This is a genomic window from Enterobacter sp. 302C9, from assembly GCF_034106085.1.
GTDB lineage: Bacteria > Pseudomonadota > Gammaproteobacteria > Enterobacterales > Enterobacteriaceae > Enterobacter > Enterobacter asburiae_B.
Genome location: NZ_JAWNBW010000018.1, coordinates 1 through 15899 on the forward strand (window position 1 = coordinate 1; position 15899 = coordinate 15899).

Below are 15899 nucleotides of genomic sequence, written 5' to 3' on the forward strand. Positions count from 1 at the left end.
TAAAGAGCAGTGCAACGCGGCTTTCGCTCACCGTTGCGAGGTGGCGTATATTACGCTTTCCTCTTTCAGAGTCAACCCGTTATTTCAGAATTTTTCTCTTCAACCGAACCGCTTGTTGTGTGAAGTGATTCACATCCGCCGTGTCGATGGAGGCGCATTATAGGGAGTTCTCAGCAGGCCGCAACCGCTAAATGTCAGAAAAATGACTGACTGCTGCATTCCACAGCAAAACCCCGCCTTATACCTTTTTACACACAGACTTATCCACAATGATACGAAAAAGTGAAAATGTGCGAGCGTTGCGCAAACGTTTTCGTTAAAATGCTCGCGCTTAATAAGGATGCCCCGTCAGGTGTGTTAGATGAGTTTTTCGCAGGAAAATTCATCTAACGCTCTCTGTAATCGTGAAATCCAGGGGATTTACCATGCAACAACGTCGTCCAGTCCGCCGCGCTCTGCTCAGTGTTTCTGATAAAGCCGGTATCGTCGAATTCGCTCAGGCACTTTCCGCACGCGGTGTGGAGCTGCTTTCTACAGGCGGTACCGCTCGCCTGTTAGCAGATAAAGGTCTGCCGGTAACCGAAGTGTCCGATTACACCGGTTTCCCGGAAATGATGGATGGACGCGTCAAAACTCTGCACCCGAAAGTGCACGGCGGAATTCTTGGCCGTCGTGGTCAGGACGACGCTATTATGGAACAGCATGACATCGCCCCAATCGACATGGTTGTCGTTAACCTCTACCCGTTTGCCCAAACCGTAGCCCGCGAAGGCTGTTCTCTGGAAGATGCCGTAGAGAATATTGATATCGGCGGCCCAACCATGGTGCGCTCCGCGGCCAAGAACCATAAAGATGTGGCCATTGTCGTAAAGAGCAGCGATTACGAAACCATTATTAATGAGATGGATGCCAACGAAGGGTCACTGACTCTGGAAACGCGTTTCGACCTCGCCATCAAAGCCTTCGAGCACACCGCGGCGTACGACAGCATGATCGCCAACTACTTCGGTAGCCTGGTGCCTGCTTACCACGGTGAAAGCAAAGATCCTTCTGGCCGCTTCCCGCGCACCCTGAATCTGAATTTCATTAAGAAGCAGGATATGCGTTACGGTGAGAACAGCCACCAGCAGGCTGCCTTCTATATAGAAGAAGAGGTAAAAGAAGCCTCTGTTGCGACCGCTCAGCAGGTTCAGGGCAAAGCGCTCTCCTATAACAACATTGCCGACACCGATGCCGCGCTGGAATGCGTGAAAGAGTTCAGCGAGCCGGCCTGCGTTATCGTTAAGCACGCGAACCCATGCGGCGTTGCCGTGAGCACCTCTATTCTGGACGCCTACGATCGCGCCTACAAAACCGACCCGACCTCCGCGTTCGGCGGCATTATCGCCTTCAACCGCGAGCTGGATGCTGAAACCGCTCAGGCCATCATCTCCCGCCAGTTCGTTGAAGTGATCATCGCGCCATCCGCATCCGAAGAGGCGCTGAAAATCACCGCGGCAAAACAGAACGTGCGCGTGCTGGTTTGCGGCCAGTGGGCAGAACGCGTGCCGGGCCTGGACTTCAAGCGTGTAAACGGCGGCCTGCTGGTTCAGGACCGCGATCTGGGTATGGTGACAGAAGCCGACCTGCGCGTGGTAACCAAACGTCAACCTACCGAACAGGAACTGCGTGACGCGCTGTTCTGCTGGAAGGTCGCGAAGTTCGTTAAATCCAACGCCATCGTCTACGCCAAAGAAAACATGACTATCGGGATAGGCGCAGGCCAGATGAGCCGCGTTTACTCCGCGAAAATCGCGGGCATTAAAGCAGGCGATGAAGGTCTGGAAGTGAAAGGCTCCGCCATGGCTTCTGACGCCTTCTTCCCGTTCCGTGACGGTATCGACGCGGCGGCTGCAGTGGGCATCACCTGTGTGATCCAGCCTGGCGGCTCAATTCGCGACGACGAAGTGATTGCCGCTGCCGACGAACATGGCATTGCAATGATCTTCACCGACATGCGCCACTTCCGCCATTAATTCCCGGAGCAGAAAATGAAAGTATTAGTGATTGGTAACGGCGGACGCGAGCACGCTCTGGCGTGGAAAGCGGCGCAGTCTCCGCTGGTGAAAACGGTCTTCGTGGCACCGGGCAACGCCGGTACCGCGCTGGAACCCGCGCTGCAAAACGTGGCTATCGGCGTGACCGATATCCCGGCGCTGCTGAGCTTTGCCCAGAGCGAGAAAATCGATCTAACCATCGTCGGCCCGGAAGCGCCGCTGGTGATTGGCGTCGTCGATGCCTTCCGCGCGGCGGGCCTGACAATCTTCGGGCCAACGGAAGGCGCCGCGCAGCTGGAAGGCTCCAAAGCCTTCACCAAAGATTTCCTCGCGCGTCACAACATCCCGACGGCGGAATATCAGAACTTCACCGAAGTGGAGCCAGCCCTGGCCTACCTGCGTGAAAAAGGTGCGCCGATTGTTATCAAGGCCGACGGTCTGGCCGCTGGTAAAGGCGTGATCGTGGCGATGACGCTCGAAGAAGCGGAAGCCGCGGTTCAGGATATGCTGGCGGGTAACGCCTTTGGCGATGCGGGCCACCGCATCGTGATCGAAGAGTTCCTCGACGGTGAAGAGGCCAGCTTTATCGTGATGGTCGACGGCGAGCACGTTCTGCCGATGGCCACCAGCCAGGATCACAAGCGCGTGGGCAATGGCGATACCGGCCCGAATACTGGCGGAATGGGCGCTTACTCCCCCGCTCCGGTAGTGACTGACGAAGTCCACCAGCGCACCATGGATCGCGTCATTTGGCCAACCGTGAAAGGGATGGCGGCGGAAGGCAACACCTACACCGGTTTCCTCTATGCGGGTCTGATGATCGACAAACAGGGTAACCCTAAGGTCATCGAATTCAACTGCCGCTTTGGCGATCCGGAAACGCAGCCCATCATGCTGCGCATGAAATCCGATCTGGTGGAACTGTGTCTGGCAGCCTGCGAAGGCAAGCTCGACGAGAAAACCTCAGAGTGGGACGAGCGTGCGTCTCTGGGCGTGGTGATTGCGGCGGGTGGTTACCCGGGCAACTACAACACCGGGGATGAGATCCACGGCCTGCCGCTGGAAGAGATTGACGGTGCGAAGGTGTTCCATGCGGGTACGAAGCTGGCTGACGACGATCGCGTCCTCACCAACGGCGGACGCGTGCTGTGTGCAACCGCGCTGGGTCATACCGTAGCAGAAGCGCAGAAACGCGCCTATGCGCTGATGGCGGATATTCACTGGAACGGCAGCTTTAGCCGTCAGGATATCGGTTATCGTGCAATTGCGCGCGAGCAGGGCGAGTAATTTCACACCCTCACCCTAACCCTCTCCCTCAAGGGAGAGGGGATTTAAATCAAAAACTTTTTTCCGTCGGCTGCCAGGTGCAGAAGTCTTCGTTCGCCACCAGCAACAGCTGAGAGCCTTCCGGCGCTTCCAGCCACGCCACACTCACTTCCATTGATGAATGACGCTGACGGCGTTGAATGTGTTCGGTTGCCCAGGATTCGAGCTCAGGCTTGACCGTCTGTCCTTCGCAGGTTGTCACCGTCCCATCGGCATGCCAGCGCCCCTGGCGCAGCACAACGCGTCCCAGACGAAGCGCATCGCTGGTCTGGCGGATTTGTTCGGCACGATAACGGTAGAGGGCGATTTGATCGCTGGAAAGCTGCTGTTTTTGGCCGCTGACTTCGCGCTGCATAAAGCTCAGCTCACCATGGTCGTCAAAACGCACTTTCACGTGTTCGGGGGTCTTGCTGTAGACGTTCAGTTCAATCAGCGACAGGTCATCTCCCTGCCAGCGATATTCCGCAGTTGACGTATTGCCGTTATGCCACGGGCTGAAGGCAGAAAGCAGATGCACTTCGCCGCCGGAATCTTTGCGCCAGATCCTGACCGCGCCCTGGTTGTCCGCGTAGCCGCTGGCGGTAAACGGCGGCAGGGAGGTGTCGTGGCTGCAGGCTGACAGCAGCAGCATGCCTGCCAGCGCGAGCGTTCCACGCCAGAAAGACAAAAGGGGCGTTGCCGCCCCTTCGCTAAAACTGTTCACTGCCACGCGTCTTACTTAACAGCGTCTTTCAGTGCTTTACCAGAAACAAATGCCGGCACGTTAGCTGCGGCGATTTTGATTTCTTTACCGGTCTGCGGGTTGCGGCCAGTACGCTCAGCGCGGTGGTTCACTTTGAAGGTACCGAAACCAACCAGTTGCACAGCATCGCCTTCTTTCAGAGACTCAGTAATAGCAGCCAGGGTAGATTCCAGAGCAGCTTTAGCCTGCACTTTAGACAGATCAGCCTTGTCCGCAATTACATCAATCAGTTGAGTCTTGTTCATAAGTTATCCTTTCAATGTGTTTATCGCTTGCTAAGCATCGAGTGCGACGAAAATGCCAAAAAAGCACTCTCCTGCATACACGCACCGATAGCCACTTTTTTTCGCCCCCCAAATGTAGACCAGACAAGGGGCGAAAGGGAAGAGTCGAGGAGCGACAAAACGGGCGTTATCTCAAGTTTTCTTGTCTCATTGGTTAAAAATTATACCAATATTGCTCTCGGCAGCCTCTCGTAAGTCCGCGCGCAGCCCTTTTATTAGCTCAATATCGCGTTCTTCACACTCTGCCAGCAGGCGGAAAATTTCCCACTGAATGTCCCATTCTTGCTCAACCGCCGGGTTTGCACGCAGCTCTTCGTCGGTCATCTCGCGACCTTCCTGGGTCATTTCCAGCATCGCGACGGTTGTAATCGATGCCTTACTGACTTCAATTGCATGCTCCAGCGTTTCACCGCTCAGACGGGAGTGAAGCAGTTCGCTTAACGCCACGCAGGCATCAATCGCCGGGTAGACACCGTACAGGTCAAAATCATCCGCAGCCGGAATCGCCTCTTCCAGCTTTTCCAGCTGGGAGTCGAAGTTCACCTTCGCGTCTTTCACCGTCAGCGTTTCCCAGATCAGATCCAGAATGCGGCGGTAGATATGGCCATCACCAAAGCCCGTCTCCTTACAGAACGCGGCATAGTTGGGATACATGCGCTCGCACAGGCAAGCCATAAACGTCACGTGCTGCCAGCTTTCAAGTTTCTCAAGGCGCAGGTGAATCGGGTTTTGTAGCATGATGATCTCTCGAATCGAAAATTAGGCGCAGTTTACCTGAATCATCGCTGAATTTCCTGCCAACGAACAAAAGCCGGACGCGAAGAGGCCACGGCGTCTGCCCAGCGCGTCGGCTCCGGCAAGCGGTAACCCTTCATGCAGCGCTGCACCCACGCCAGGGCGCTGTCCATGCTCACCCGGTGCCCCGTGGCGATAAAGAGCGGATTACAGCGTGCCTTGCTGCGCCAGACCCACGCCAGCTGTTCACCTTTATGGATGAGCGGCGCCAGCGCGCCCGGCTCGGCTGAAAGAGGTTCAAACGCGCCGCACAGGCGTTTCTTGGCAACGCCAATGGTCGGCACATCCACCAGCAGCCCAAAGTGGCTGGCAACGCCTAAACGGCGCGGGTGTGAAATACCGTGTCCGTCGACAAACAGCAGGTCAGGTTTTTGCGAGAGTTGCTCCCACGCTGCCAGCAGCGCGGGATATTCGCGGAAGGAGAGAAAGCCCGGAATGTACGGCATGGTGGTCGCGATACGCGCTACCTTGTACTCCACCAGCTCAAGCGAAGGATATTTCAGTACCACCATCGCCGCTCGCGTCACTTCCCCACCCTGCTCGAATCCGACGTCTGCTCCGCCAATGTACTGCGGAGGATCCTTATCCAGACGATCCTCGCGGATCACCGATGAGGCCAGTTCGATTTGTTGAGCGCGTAGCGACGCGAGATCCATAACCACTCCTTACTTGTGATACTGGGCAGAAAGCCGATGCACCGCCTCCACAAATACGCCTGCGTGTTCTGGCGGCACATCCTGATGAATGCCGTGGCCGAGGTTAAAGACGTGGCCTTCACCCTGGCCGAAACCAGACAGTATAGTCGACACTTCTTCTTCAATGCGCGCTGGCGGCGCATAGAGCATGGACGGGTCCATATTGCCCTGCAGCGCCACTTTGTCGCCCACGCGACGACGCGCATCGGCAATATCGGTCGTCCAGTCGAGGCCCAGCGCGTCGCAGCCGGTTGCCGCCATCGCTTCCAGCCACTGGCCGCCACCTTTGGTGAACAGCGTCACCGGCACGCGGCGGCCTTCGTTTTCACGCAGCAGGCCGTCGACGATTTTGTGCATGTAGTACAGGGAGAACTGCTGATAATCGCGCCCTGTCAGCACGCCGCCCCAGGTATCGAAAATCATCACCGACTGCGCACCCGCCTTAATCTGCGCGTTCAGGTAGAGGGTGACGCTCTTCGCCAGCTTGTCGAGCAGCGCATGCAGGGCCAGCGGCTCGGCGTACATCATCTTTTTAATCATGGTGAAGGCTTTGCTGCTGCCTCCTTCAACCATATAGGTCGCCAGGGTCCACGGGCTGCCGGAGAAGCCAATCAGCGGCACTTCACCTTTCAGCTCACGGCGAATGGTGCGCACGGCGTTCATCACGTAGCCCAGCTCACCTTCCGGATCGGGGATCGGCAGCTTATCCACGTCGGCTTTGCTTTTGATTGGGGAGGTGAAACGCGGGCCTTCACCGGTTTCGAAGTACAGGCCAAGGCCCATTGCATCCGGAATGGTCAGAATATCCGAGAAGAGGATCGCAGCATCCAGCGGGAAGCGGCGCAGCGGCTGGAGCGTCACTTCGCAGGCCAGCTCGGCATTTTTGCACAGCGACATAAAATCGCCCGCCTGCGCGCGCGTGGCTTTGTACTCCGGGAGATAGCGTCCCGCCTGGCGCATCATCCATACCGGGGTGACATCAACGGGCTGGCGCAGCAGCGCACGCAGATAACGATCGTTCTTCAGTTCGGTCATTTTTGCAGTTCCTTAAACGTCATGGCCTCAGTGTAACACTACTCATACTCGGCCCGACACATCGCCACGGTATCTTCTATCAGCCGACGCGCCACGGTGCCCGGCGGAGGCAACAGCGGTAGATCGTCATAGCGATACCAGTTTGCCTCCAGCAGCTCTTTCTGATCGATAACGATCTCGCCGCTGTCGTATTCGGCCATAAATGCCGTCATCAGAGACTGCGGGAACGGCCACGGTTGGGAGGTAACGTAGCGCAGGTTCTTCACTTTGATCCCGCTCTCCTCCATCACCTCGCGCGCTACCGCCTGCTCCAGCGTTTCGCCCACCTCGACGAAGCCGGCCAGCACGGTGTGAATGCCGTTGCGATGGCGGGTATGCTGCGCCAGCAGGATGGAATCCTCCCGGCGGATAGCGACGATAATGCACGGCGCAATCTGCGGATAGTAGCGTTCGCGGCAGTGGCTGCAGAGCATCGCCCACTCGGTTTTGCTCGGACGCATGGTATGACCGCAGTAGCCGCAGTATTTATGCGAGCGGTAAAACTCAGAAAGCTGCACGCCGCGCCCCGCCAGCTGGAACAGCCCCACGTCCAGATCCAGCACCTGGCGCACCGATCCCATATCCTGGCGGCGGGACTGTTGGATCAACCACACCGGCTCACCCTGCCACTCGCCGATCTTCAGCGCAGGCTGGCCAACAAGATCGAACGCCTCAGCTGCACCGTAGGGGATTTCCCCGGCAGGAAGCCATAATTTTTGTTCGTGACTGACGATCCACCAACCAAGATCTGATTTTTCAATAATACGATCCATATCTATTGCACTACCTTCGCTTCACTGACATGTTGTTAGCATTGTGGTTACATTCTGGATAAGCAGATTCAATCCTACATTTTGCGGAGTCGACCATGTTAAACCAGCTGGAAAGCCTGACTGAGCGCGTTAGAGGAAATAACAAACTGGTGGATCGCTGGCTACATGTACGCAAGCATCTACTCGTGGCTTATTACAATCTGGTCGGTATTAAGCCTGGCAAAGAATCGTTTATGCGACTGAATGAAAAAGCGCTGGATGATTTTTGTCAGGGCCTGGTCGACTATCTGTCCGACGGCCATTTCAATATTTATGAACGCATTATCCGCGAAATGGAAGGGACAACACCCTATTTAGCGGCCAGCAAGCTCTATCCCCTTCTGGAAGCCAACACCCAGCAGATCATGGATTACTATGATTCCGCGCTCGAGAACGCTATCGACCACGATAACTATCTTGAGTTTCAGCAGGCGCTATCCGACCTCGGTGAAGCGCTGGAAGAGCGATTCACGCTGGAAGATAAGCTGATCGCCCTCGTGCTGGATAATGATTTGAACATCAGTAACGAAGAGAACGTCGCGCGCCCTGCTTGAGTTCTTCACCGTTAACGAGTAATTTACAACCATTCGCCCCTCTCACGAGGGGGATTTTTCTTGTCGGAGTGCCCAGCGCCTGAAAGCGCGGGCTGAGACCGTTAATTCGGGATCCGCGGAACCTGATCAGGCTAATACCTGCGAAGGGAACAAGAGTCACACTGCTGTTGTATCGCCTGAGGGCGATCCTCTCTTGCTTCATCCGTCGTCTGACAAGCCATGTCCTTCACTTTTGGAATGAGCTATGTCTACTGCAAAACTGACCCGCCGCGAACAGCGCGCACAGGCCCAACACTTCATCGACACGCTGGAAGGCACCGCTTTCCCGAACTCGAAACGCATCTATATTTCCGGCTCGCAGGCCGATATCCGCGTCCCAATGCGCGAAATTCAGCTTAGCCCGACGCTTATCGGCGGCAGCAAAGATAACCCCCAGTATGAAGACAACGAAGCCGTGCCGGTATATGACACCTCCGGTCCTTACGGCGATCCTGATGTTGCCATCAACGTCCAGCAGGGTCTGGCAAAGCTGCGCCAGCCGTGGATTGATGCGCGCAACGACTGTGAAGAACTGAGCGTACTCAGCTCTGCCTACACCAAAGAGCGCCTGGCCGACGACGGTCTGGACGAGCTGCGCTTTACCGGCCTGCTGACGCCAAAACGCGCTAAGGCGGGCAAATGCGTGACCCAGCTGCACTACGCGCGCCGGGGCATCGTCACGCCGGAGATGGAGTTCATCGCCATCCGCGAAAACATGGGTCGCGAGCGCATCCGTAGCGAAGTGCTGCGCTATCAGCATCCGGGTGAAGGCTTTGGCGCTCGCCTGCCGGAGAACATCACGCCGGAATTTGTGCGTGACGAAGTGGCCGCAGGCCGCGCGATTATCCCTGCCAATATCAACCACCCGGAATCCGAGCCGATGATTATTGGCCGCAACTTCCTGGTGAAGGTCAACGCGAACATCGGTAACTCGGCCGTCACCTCCTCCATCGAAGAAGAGGTGGAGAAGCTGGTCTGGTCCACGCGCTGGGGCGCTGACACGGTAATGGACCTCTCCACTGGACGCTATATTCACGAAACCCGCGAATGGATCCTGCGTAACAGCCCGGTACCGATTGGCACCGTCCCGATTTATCAGGCGCTGGAGAAGGTCAACGGCATCGCCGAAGACCTCACCTGGGAAGCGTTCCGCGACACGCTGCTGGAGCAGGCCGAACAGGGCGTGGACTACTTCACCATTCACGCGGGCGTGCTGCTGCGCTACGTACCGATGACGGCAAAGCGTCTGACAGGCATCGTCTCGCGCGGCGGTTCCATCATGGCGAAGTGGTGCCTGTCCCATCATCAGGAAAACTTCCTCTACGAACACTTCCGCGAAATTTGCGAAATCTGCGCCGCGTACGATGTCTCTCTGTCGCTGGGCGACGGCCTGCGTCCGGGCTCTATTCGCGACGCGAACGACGAAGCGCAGTTTGCCGAGCTGCACACGCTGGGCGAACTGACCAAAATCGCCTGGGAGTATGACGTGCAGGTGATGATTGAAGGCCCGGGCCACGTGCCGATGCAGATGATCCGCCGCAACATGACCGAGGAGCTGGAGCACTGCCACGAAGCACCGTTCTATACCCTGGGGCCGTTGACCACTGATATTGCGCCGGGCTATGACCACTTCACGTCGGGCATTGGCGCGGCGATGATCGGCTGGTTCGGCTGCGCTATGCTCTGCTACGTCACGCCAAAAGAGCACCTCGGCTTGCCAAACAAAGAGGATGTGAAGCAGGGGCTGATCACCTACAAAATTGCCGCCCACGCCGCGGATCTGGCCAAAGGCCATCCGGGCGCGCAAATTCGCGATAACGCCATGTCGAAGGCGCGCTTTGAATTCCGCTGGGAAGACCAGTTCAACCTGGCGCTGGACCCGTTCACCGCCCGCGCCTATCACGACGAGACACTCCCGCAGGAATCAGGCAAAGTCGCGCACTTCTGCTCTATGTGCGGGCCGAAGTTCTGCTCGATGAAAATCAGCCAGGAGGTGCGCGACTACGCCGCCGCGCAGACCATTGAAGTGGGGATGGCGGACATGTCTGAAACCTTCCGCGCCAGAGGCGGCGAAATCTACCTCAAAAAAGAGGAGGCGTAATGTATAAGCCCAATTTCCCGCCTGTCCCCTACCGTTTAGGGCTCTATCCGGTGGTGGACAGCGTGGAGTGGATAGAGCGCCTGCTGGAGACAGGCGTTCGAACGATCCAGCTGCGCATCAAGGATAAACGCGATGACGAGGTGGAAGCCGATGTGGCTGCCGCCATCGCGCTTGGGCGTCGCTACGATGCCCGTCTGTTTATCAACGATTACTGGCGGCTGGCCGTTAAGCACCAGGCGTACGGCGTGCATCTGGGTCAGGAGGACCTGGAAACAACGGATCTGAGCGCTATCCGCGAAGCCGGGTTGCGTCTTGGCGTTTCAACACACGATGACATGGAGATCGACGTGGCCCTGGCGGCCCGTCCCTCTTACATCGCGCTGGGTCACGTCTTCCCGACGCAAACCAAGCAGATGCCCTCCGCACCGCAGGGGCTGACGCAGCTGGCGAGTCACGTTAAACGCCTTGCCGATTACCCCACCGTCGCCATCGGCGGAATCAGCCTCGAACGCGCCCCGGCGGTGCTGGAGACCGGCGTCGGCAGTATCGCCGTCGTCAGCGCCATCACCCAGGCCGCAGACTGGCGTCTCGCCATCGAACAGCTGTTACAGCTGGCAGGAGCGGGTGATGAACGATCGTGATTTTATGCGCTATAGCCGTCAGATCTTGCTGGAAGATATCGCCATCGACGGACAGCAAAAACTGCTCGCCAGCCGGGTGCTGATTGTCGGTCTGGGCGGGTTAGGCGCGCCCGCCGCGCTTTACCTGGCAGGCGCAGGTATCGGCACGCTGGTGCTGAGCGACGACGACGAGGTTCACCTCAGCAACCTGCAGCGACAAATCCTCTTTACCACCGAGGATATCAACCAGCCGAAAGCGCAAATCACCCGGCAGCGCCTGAACCAGCTCAACCCGGATATCGCGCTGATTGCCCTGCAGGATCGGCTCAGCGGTGAAAACCTGCGCCGTGAGGTCGCCCTTGCCGACGTGGTGCTGGACTGCACGGACAACATGGCGACGCGCCAGGCGATTAACGCCGCCTGCGTGGCAAATAATACGCCGCTTATCACCGCCAGCGCGGTGGGGTTCGGCGGGCAGATGATGGTCCTGACCCCGCCGTGGTCGCAGGGCTGCTATCGCTGCCTGTGGCCGGATGATGCAGAGCCGGCGCGCAACTGCCGTACGGCGGGCATTCTTGGTCCGGTGGTCGGCGTAATGGGCACAATGCAGGCGCTGGAGGCCATCAAGCTGCTCAGCGGCATGGAGACGGAACGCAATACGCTGCGGCTGTTTGATGCCCGCTCCAGCGGCTGGCGTCATCTGGCGTTACACCGCGCCAGCCGCTGCCCGGTATGCGGAGGCCGCGATGCGCATTCTGTTTAACGATGAGCCGATGAAATGCGACGACGGGCTCACCGTTGCGGTACTGCTCGACAAGCTGCGCCAGCTCAAGCCGGGAACGGCGCTGGCGCTCAATCAACAGATCCTGCCGCGCGAGCAGTGGGAACATCAGCAGGTCAATGACGGCGACCAGATCCTGCTGTTTCAGGTTATCGCAGGGGGCTGAGATGTTACGTATTGCCGATAAAGTCTTTGATTCACATCTGTTTACCGGAACCGGAAAATTCGCCTCGCCGCAGCTGATGGTGGATGCCATTCGCGAAAGCGGCAGCCAGCTGGTGACGCTGGCGCTCAAGCGCGTGGATCTGCGCCATCACAGCGATGCCATTCTGGCGCCTTTACTGGAGGCTGGCGTCACGCTGCTGCCCAACACCTCCGGTGCCAAAACGGCCGAAGAGGCGATTTTTGCCGCGCAGCTGGCCCGCGAGGCGCTCGGCACCCGCTGGCTGAAGCTGGAAATTCATCCTGACGCCCGCTGGCTGCTGCCCGACCCCATCGAAACGCTGAAAGCGGCGGAAAAGCTGGTGCAGCAAGGGTTTACCGTCCTGCCTTACTGCGGTGCCGACCCTGTTCTGTGTAAACGGCTGGAAGAGGTCGGGTGCGCCGCCGTCATGCCGCTGGGTGCCCCCATTGGCTCCAATCAGGGGCTTGAAACCCGCGCAATGCTGGAAATCATTATTGAGCAAGCTACCGTGCCGGTGGTGGTTGATGCGGGCATTGGCGTGCCCAGCCATGCCGCGCAGGCGCTGGAGATGGGCGCCGACGCGGTGCTGGTCAACACAGCCATCGCGGTTGCCGACGATCCGGTCATGATGGCGCGTGCGTTCCGCATGGCCGTAGAGGCTGGCCTGCTGGCAAGGGAATCCGGCCCCGGCTCGCGCAGTTTCCAGGCACAGGCCACCAGCCCGCTGACCGGTTTTCTGGAGGCGATCTCATGAGCACGTTTACCGAGCGCTGGCGGCAGCTTAGCTGGGACGACATTGCCCTGCGCATCAACAGCAAAACGGCGGCTGACGTAGAGCGCGCGCTGCATGCCCGCCATCTGACCCGCGAGGATCTGATGGCCCTGCTCTCCCCGGCGGCCAGCGCGTACCTCGAACCGATGGCCCAGCGAGCGCAGCGGCTCACACGCCAGCGTTTTGGCAACACGGTGAGCTTCTACGTGCCGCTCTATCTCTCAAACCTGTGCGCCAATGACTGCACCTACTGCGGTTTTTCCATGAGCAACCGCATCAAACGTAAAACGCTCGATGACGATGAGATCGCCCGCGAGTGCGCGGCCATTCGTGAAATGGGCTTTGAACATCTTCTGCTGGTCACGGGCGAGCATCAGGGAAAAGTGGGAATGGACTATTTCCGTCAGCACCTTCCCGCCATTCGTCGTCAGTTTGCGTCGTTGCAGATGGAAGTGCAGCCCCTGGCGCAGAAGGAGTATGCGGAGCTCAAAACCCTTGGGCTGGACGGGGTCATGGTCTACCAGGAAACCTATCACGAGGCGACGTACGCCCGGCATCACCTGAAGGGCAAGAAACAGGATTTCTTTTTCCGCCTGGAAACGCCGGACAGGCTGGGTCGCGCGGGGATCGACAAAATCGGTCTGGGGGCGCTGATCGGGCTCTCTGACAGCTGGCGGGTGGATTGTTACATGGTGGCGGAACATTTGCTGTGGCTTCAGCAGCACTACTGGCAGAGCCGTTATTCCATCTCCTTCCCGCGCCTGAGACCTTGCGCGGGCGGGATTGAACCGGCTTCGCTGATGGATGAACGCCAGCTGGTGCAGGCCATCTGTGCGTTTCGCCTGCTCGCCCCGGAAGTGGAATTATCGCTCTCAACGCGTGAATCCCCGGCGTTTCGCGATCGCGTTATCCCGCTTGCTATTAACAACGTCAGCGCGTTTTCCAAAACGCAGCCTGGCGGCTACGCCGACGATCGTCCGGAGCTGGAGCAATTTGTGCCGCATGACGGACGACGTCCGGAAGCGGTCGCCGCAGCCCTGACGGCGCAGGGTCTTCAGCCTGTCTGGAAAGACTGGGACAGCTGGCTGGGAAGAGCCTCGCAATGACGCTGAAACGCACTGCAACACCATAAAAAATTGTCGAGGCGCGACGAAAAGGCAAAACCGGGTGGTTGTCAGCGATCGTCCGGTTTTTTATTGTCACACGGTCAGCAACGGATGCTGACCAGGGCGAAAAGCTTCTTCCTCGTTTCGCCCTGCCTCTGGTTCATTGCGCACACGGCCGCCAGCAGGTTGAATAAGTATTTTCTTAATGGTTATTAAGATAAATCATCCCGCCAGAAATCGTGTGCCGTATAATTCACCGCTAACCGCAGGACAGCGACTATGCTGAGAGGATATCGGCAGACGAAAAGTATTCACCATCAGGAACGATGTACAGCTCATGGCACTTCACAGCAAAAAGCTCTCTTTTACCCGGCCAATCATGCTCAGCTTCGCGGGGATCCTCTGCAGTTTTGCGGTGATCGCGATCGCGGTGACGCTTTCGCAACGAAAGGATTTTCTTGAGGATTATCATCAGATCAACAGCAATTTCACGCACAACCTGGCGGTGAACTACACCGAATCTATCCTGCGTGAAAACGACTATATCCTGGGCCGTTCCGCGATGTACTTTGCCCGCGACGACAGGCTAAACGAGACGCTCAACGTCAACCCGACGCAGGGGCTTCAGATGATGATGCATTTGCAAAACCTGATGCCGACCGTGTCCTCCATCTCGCTGGCGGACACGCAGGGGCATTATCTCCGCGCGCCGGAAGTGCTCCCCACGGAGAAGAGTAAAACCTTCGATCCCCGGACGCGGCCGTGGTTTATCGCTCAGGCCGAAGCCAGTATCTTCAGCCACTATACTCGCCCGTACATGGACTACTTCACCGGCCATCCGACGGTCACACTTTATAAGCCCTTGATTTCACCCGAAGGCAGACTGAAGGGAACGATCGCGTTTCATCTCGATTTGACGTCAATGGGCTTCACCCTGCGTCAGATGGTGGCGCCCGTCCAGGGAGAATTCTTCGTCGTTGAACGCGACGGCGCCGTTGTGCTTCACCCGGATACAGGCGCGCTCTTCAAACAATACGTGAGCGAAGCGCTGATGGACAAAATGCCCAGCGGCGAAGGCCACCTTTACGATAAGAAAAGCAACGCCTGGTACTACTACTACTCGTTTACCAATCCGGACTGGTTTGTCATCTACCGGGTCTCTGGCGAGACGCTCACCGATATCACCCGCCACGAAACGACGATTGTTGGCTGGGGGTTTGCGCTGGCCGCAATCATCATCATCCTCTTCGGCTTATACCTCCGTCACGCCTCGCGTACCGTGCTGATGCACATTATCAATGCCATTAAAACCGGCGACGTCAGCGAGGCGCCGCGCCTGGAAGCGATGCTGAGCCACACTATCCAGTCCAATAAAGAGCGTGAGATGGCCTATGTGCGCCAGGCCACTCACGATGCGCTGACGGGCTGTAAAAACCGCCGCGCGTTCGATAGCGATATCGCGGAGCTGCTGAATGCCCAGCAGCCTTTCGCGCTGGCGCTGGTGGACATCGATAACTTCAAGTCGATTAACGACACGCTGGGCCACCTGACCGGTGATATCGTTCTGCGCAACGTGGCCCGCGAAGGGATCCAGATTATGCAGCCACATCACGTCTCGATTTACCGGTACGGTGGAGAAGAGTTCGCGGTAATCTTCCAGGCTGAGCAGATGACGTCTGCGCTCTCATTGCTGGAAGCCTGGCGTACCGCAGTTGAAAAACGCGTCTGGCGAGAAGAAAACCTGCGGGTTACATTCAGCGGCGGTCTTGGGGAGTGGCATTTTGAACCGCTGGAGCAATTTGTCGGAAGCGTTGATAGCGCCCTCTACAGCGCCAAACAGCAGGGCAAAAACCGCATCAATCGAACGTCCATCAGCTAATCCTCCCACTTTCACCCTGCCCGTTTCCACGGGCCGGGTACCCGACAATGTAAAATTGTAACCGGTTTCAGAAAATCGCCGGTTTCTTTGTGATGCCTG

16 protein-coding genes and 1 riboswitch are annotated in these 15899 nt (G+C 57.7%); of the genes, 10 read left to right on the top strand and 6 right to left on the bottom strand.

Going from position 1 to position 15899, the window contains the following annotated elements; translation table 11 throughout:
• The first annotated feature begins 425 nt into the window (after positions 1–425).
• Positions 426–2015: a bifunctional phosphoribosylaminoimidazolecarboxamide formyltransferase/IMP cyclohydrolase gene (purH, locus tag UR289_RS21250; RefSeq protein WP_061716167.1), complete on the top strand. Its 1590-nt coding sequence runs from the start codon at positions 426–428 to the stop codon at positions 2013–2015.
• Positions 2016–2030: 15 nt separating this feature from the next.
• Positions 2031–3323, top strand: coding sequence for a phosphoribosylamine--glycine ligase (gene purD, locus UR289_RS21255; protein WP_045357745.1), 1293 nt, complete (start codon positions 2031–2033; stop codon positions 3321–3323).
• Between the two features lie 49 nt (positions 3324–3372).
• Here purD and UR289_RS21260 read toward each other — a convergent pair whose 3' ends face one another.
• From UR289_RS21260 to nudC, 6 genes are all read right to left on the bottom strand, one after another.
• Positions 3373–4065 (bottom strand): DUF1481 domain-containing protein, encoded by a 693-nt coding sequence (locus UR289_RS21260; RefSeq protein WP_033146981.1) that lies wholly within the window; start codon positions 4063–4065, stop codon positions 3373–3375.
• An 11-nt stretch (positions 4066–4076) separates the two neighbouring features.
• Positions 4077–4349 carry a nucleoid-associated protein HU-alpha gene (hupA, locus tag UR289_RS21265; RefSeq protein ID WP_002445246.1) on the bottom strand — a complete coding sequence of 91 codons (273 nt, stop codon included), beginning with the start codon at positions 4347–4349 and terminating at the stop codon, positions 4077–4079.
• Positions 4350–4535: 186 nt separating this feature from the next.
• Positions 4536–5126 carry a YjaG family protein gene (locus tag UR289_RS21270; RefSeq protein WP_033146983.1) on the bottom strand — a complete coding sequence of 197 codons (591 nt, stop codon included), beginning with the start codon at positions 5124–5126 and terminating at the stop codon, positions 4536–4538.
• Between the two features lie 41 nt (positions 5127–5167).
• Complete coding sequence (gene nfi, locus UR289_RS21275; RefSeq protein WP_023309979.1) at positions 5168–5839, bottom strand: deoxyribonuclease V; 672 nt, start codon at positions 5837–5839, stop codon at positions 5168–5170.
• A gap of 9 nt (positions 5840–5848) precedes the next feature.
• Positions 5849–6913, bottom strand: a complete 1065-nt coding sequence (gene hemE, locus UR289_RS21280) for a uroporphyrinogen decarboxylase (RefSeq protein WP_029742041.1) — start codon at positions 6911–6913, stop codon at positions 5849–5851.
• A gap of 38 nt (positions 6914–6951) precedes the next feature.
• Positions 6952–7725 (bottom strand): NAD(+) diphosphatase, encoded by a 774-nt coding sequence (nudC, locus tag UR289_RS21285; RefSeq protein ID WP_033146985.1) that lies wholly within the window; start codon positions 7723–7725, stop codon positions 6952–6954.
• Positions 7726–7820: 95 nt separating this feature from the next.
• Here nudC and UR289_RS21290 point away from each other — a divergent pair, with 95 nt between their 5' ends.
• From UR289_RS21290 to UR289_RS21325, 8 genes are all read left to right on the top strand, one after another.
• The gene (locus UR289_RS21290) at positions 7821–8318 is read left to right on the top strand and encodes an Rsd/AlgQ family anti-sigma factor (RefSeq protein WP_048979202.1); all 498 of its coding nucleotides are present in this window, start codon (positions 7821–7823) and stop codon (positions 8316–8318) included.
• A 54-nt stretch (positions 8319–8372) separates the two neighbouring features.
• Positions 8373–8484: riboswitch (TPP riboswitch) on the top strand.
• Positions 8485–8562: 78 nt separating this feature from the next.
• On the top strand, positions 8563–10458 hold the full coding sequence (thiC, locus tag UR289_RS21295; protein ID WP_033146986.1) for a phosphomethylpyrimidine synthase ThiC: 1896 nt from the start codon (positions 8563–8565) through the stop codon (positions 10456–10458).
• Complete coding sequence (gene thiE / locus UR289_RS21300; protein ID WP_320711540.1) at positions 10458–11099, top strand: thiamine phosphate synthase; 642 nt, start codon at positions 10458–10460, stop codon at positions 11097–11099. Before thiC ends, thiE begins: the two co-directional genes overlap by 1 nt.
• Positions 11086–11841: a HesA/MoeB/ThiF family protein gene (locus UR289_RS21305; RefSeq protein WP_320711541.1), complete on the top strand. Its 756-nt coding sequence runs from the start codon at positions 11086–11088 to the stop codon at positions 11839–11841. Before thiE ends, UR289_RS21305 begins: the two co-directional genes overlap by 14 nt.
• Entirely contained in the window at positions 11825–12025 is a 201-nt protein-coding gene (gene thiS, locus UR289_RS21310; protein ID WP_039262358.1) for a sulfur carrier protein ThiS, read from the top strand. The genes UR289_RS21305 and thiS overlap by 17 nt, the downstream gene beginning before the upstream one ends.
• A 1-nt stretch (position 12026) precedes the next feature.
• Positions 12027–12797 (top strand): thiazole synthase, encoded by a 771-nt coding sequence (thiG, locus tag UR289_RS21315; RefSeq protein WP_023334103.1) that lies wholly within the window; start codon positions 12027–12029, stop codon positions 12795–12797.
• On the top strand, positions 12794–13921 hold the full coding sequence (thiH, locus tag UR289_RS21320; RefSeq protein WP_213788328.1) for a 2-iminoacetate synthase ThiH: 1128 nt from the start codon (positions 12794–12796) through the stop codon (positions 13919–13921). The genes thiG and thiH overlap by 4 nt, the downstream gene beginning before the upstream one ends.
• Positions 13922–14258: 337 nt before the next feature.
• Entirely contained in the window at positions 14259–15800 is a 1542-nt protein-coding gene (locus tag UR289_RS21325) for a sensor domain-containing diguanylate cyclase (protein ID WP_320711542.1), read from the top strand.
• Positions 15801–15899: the final 99 nt, after the last annotated feature.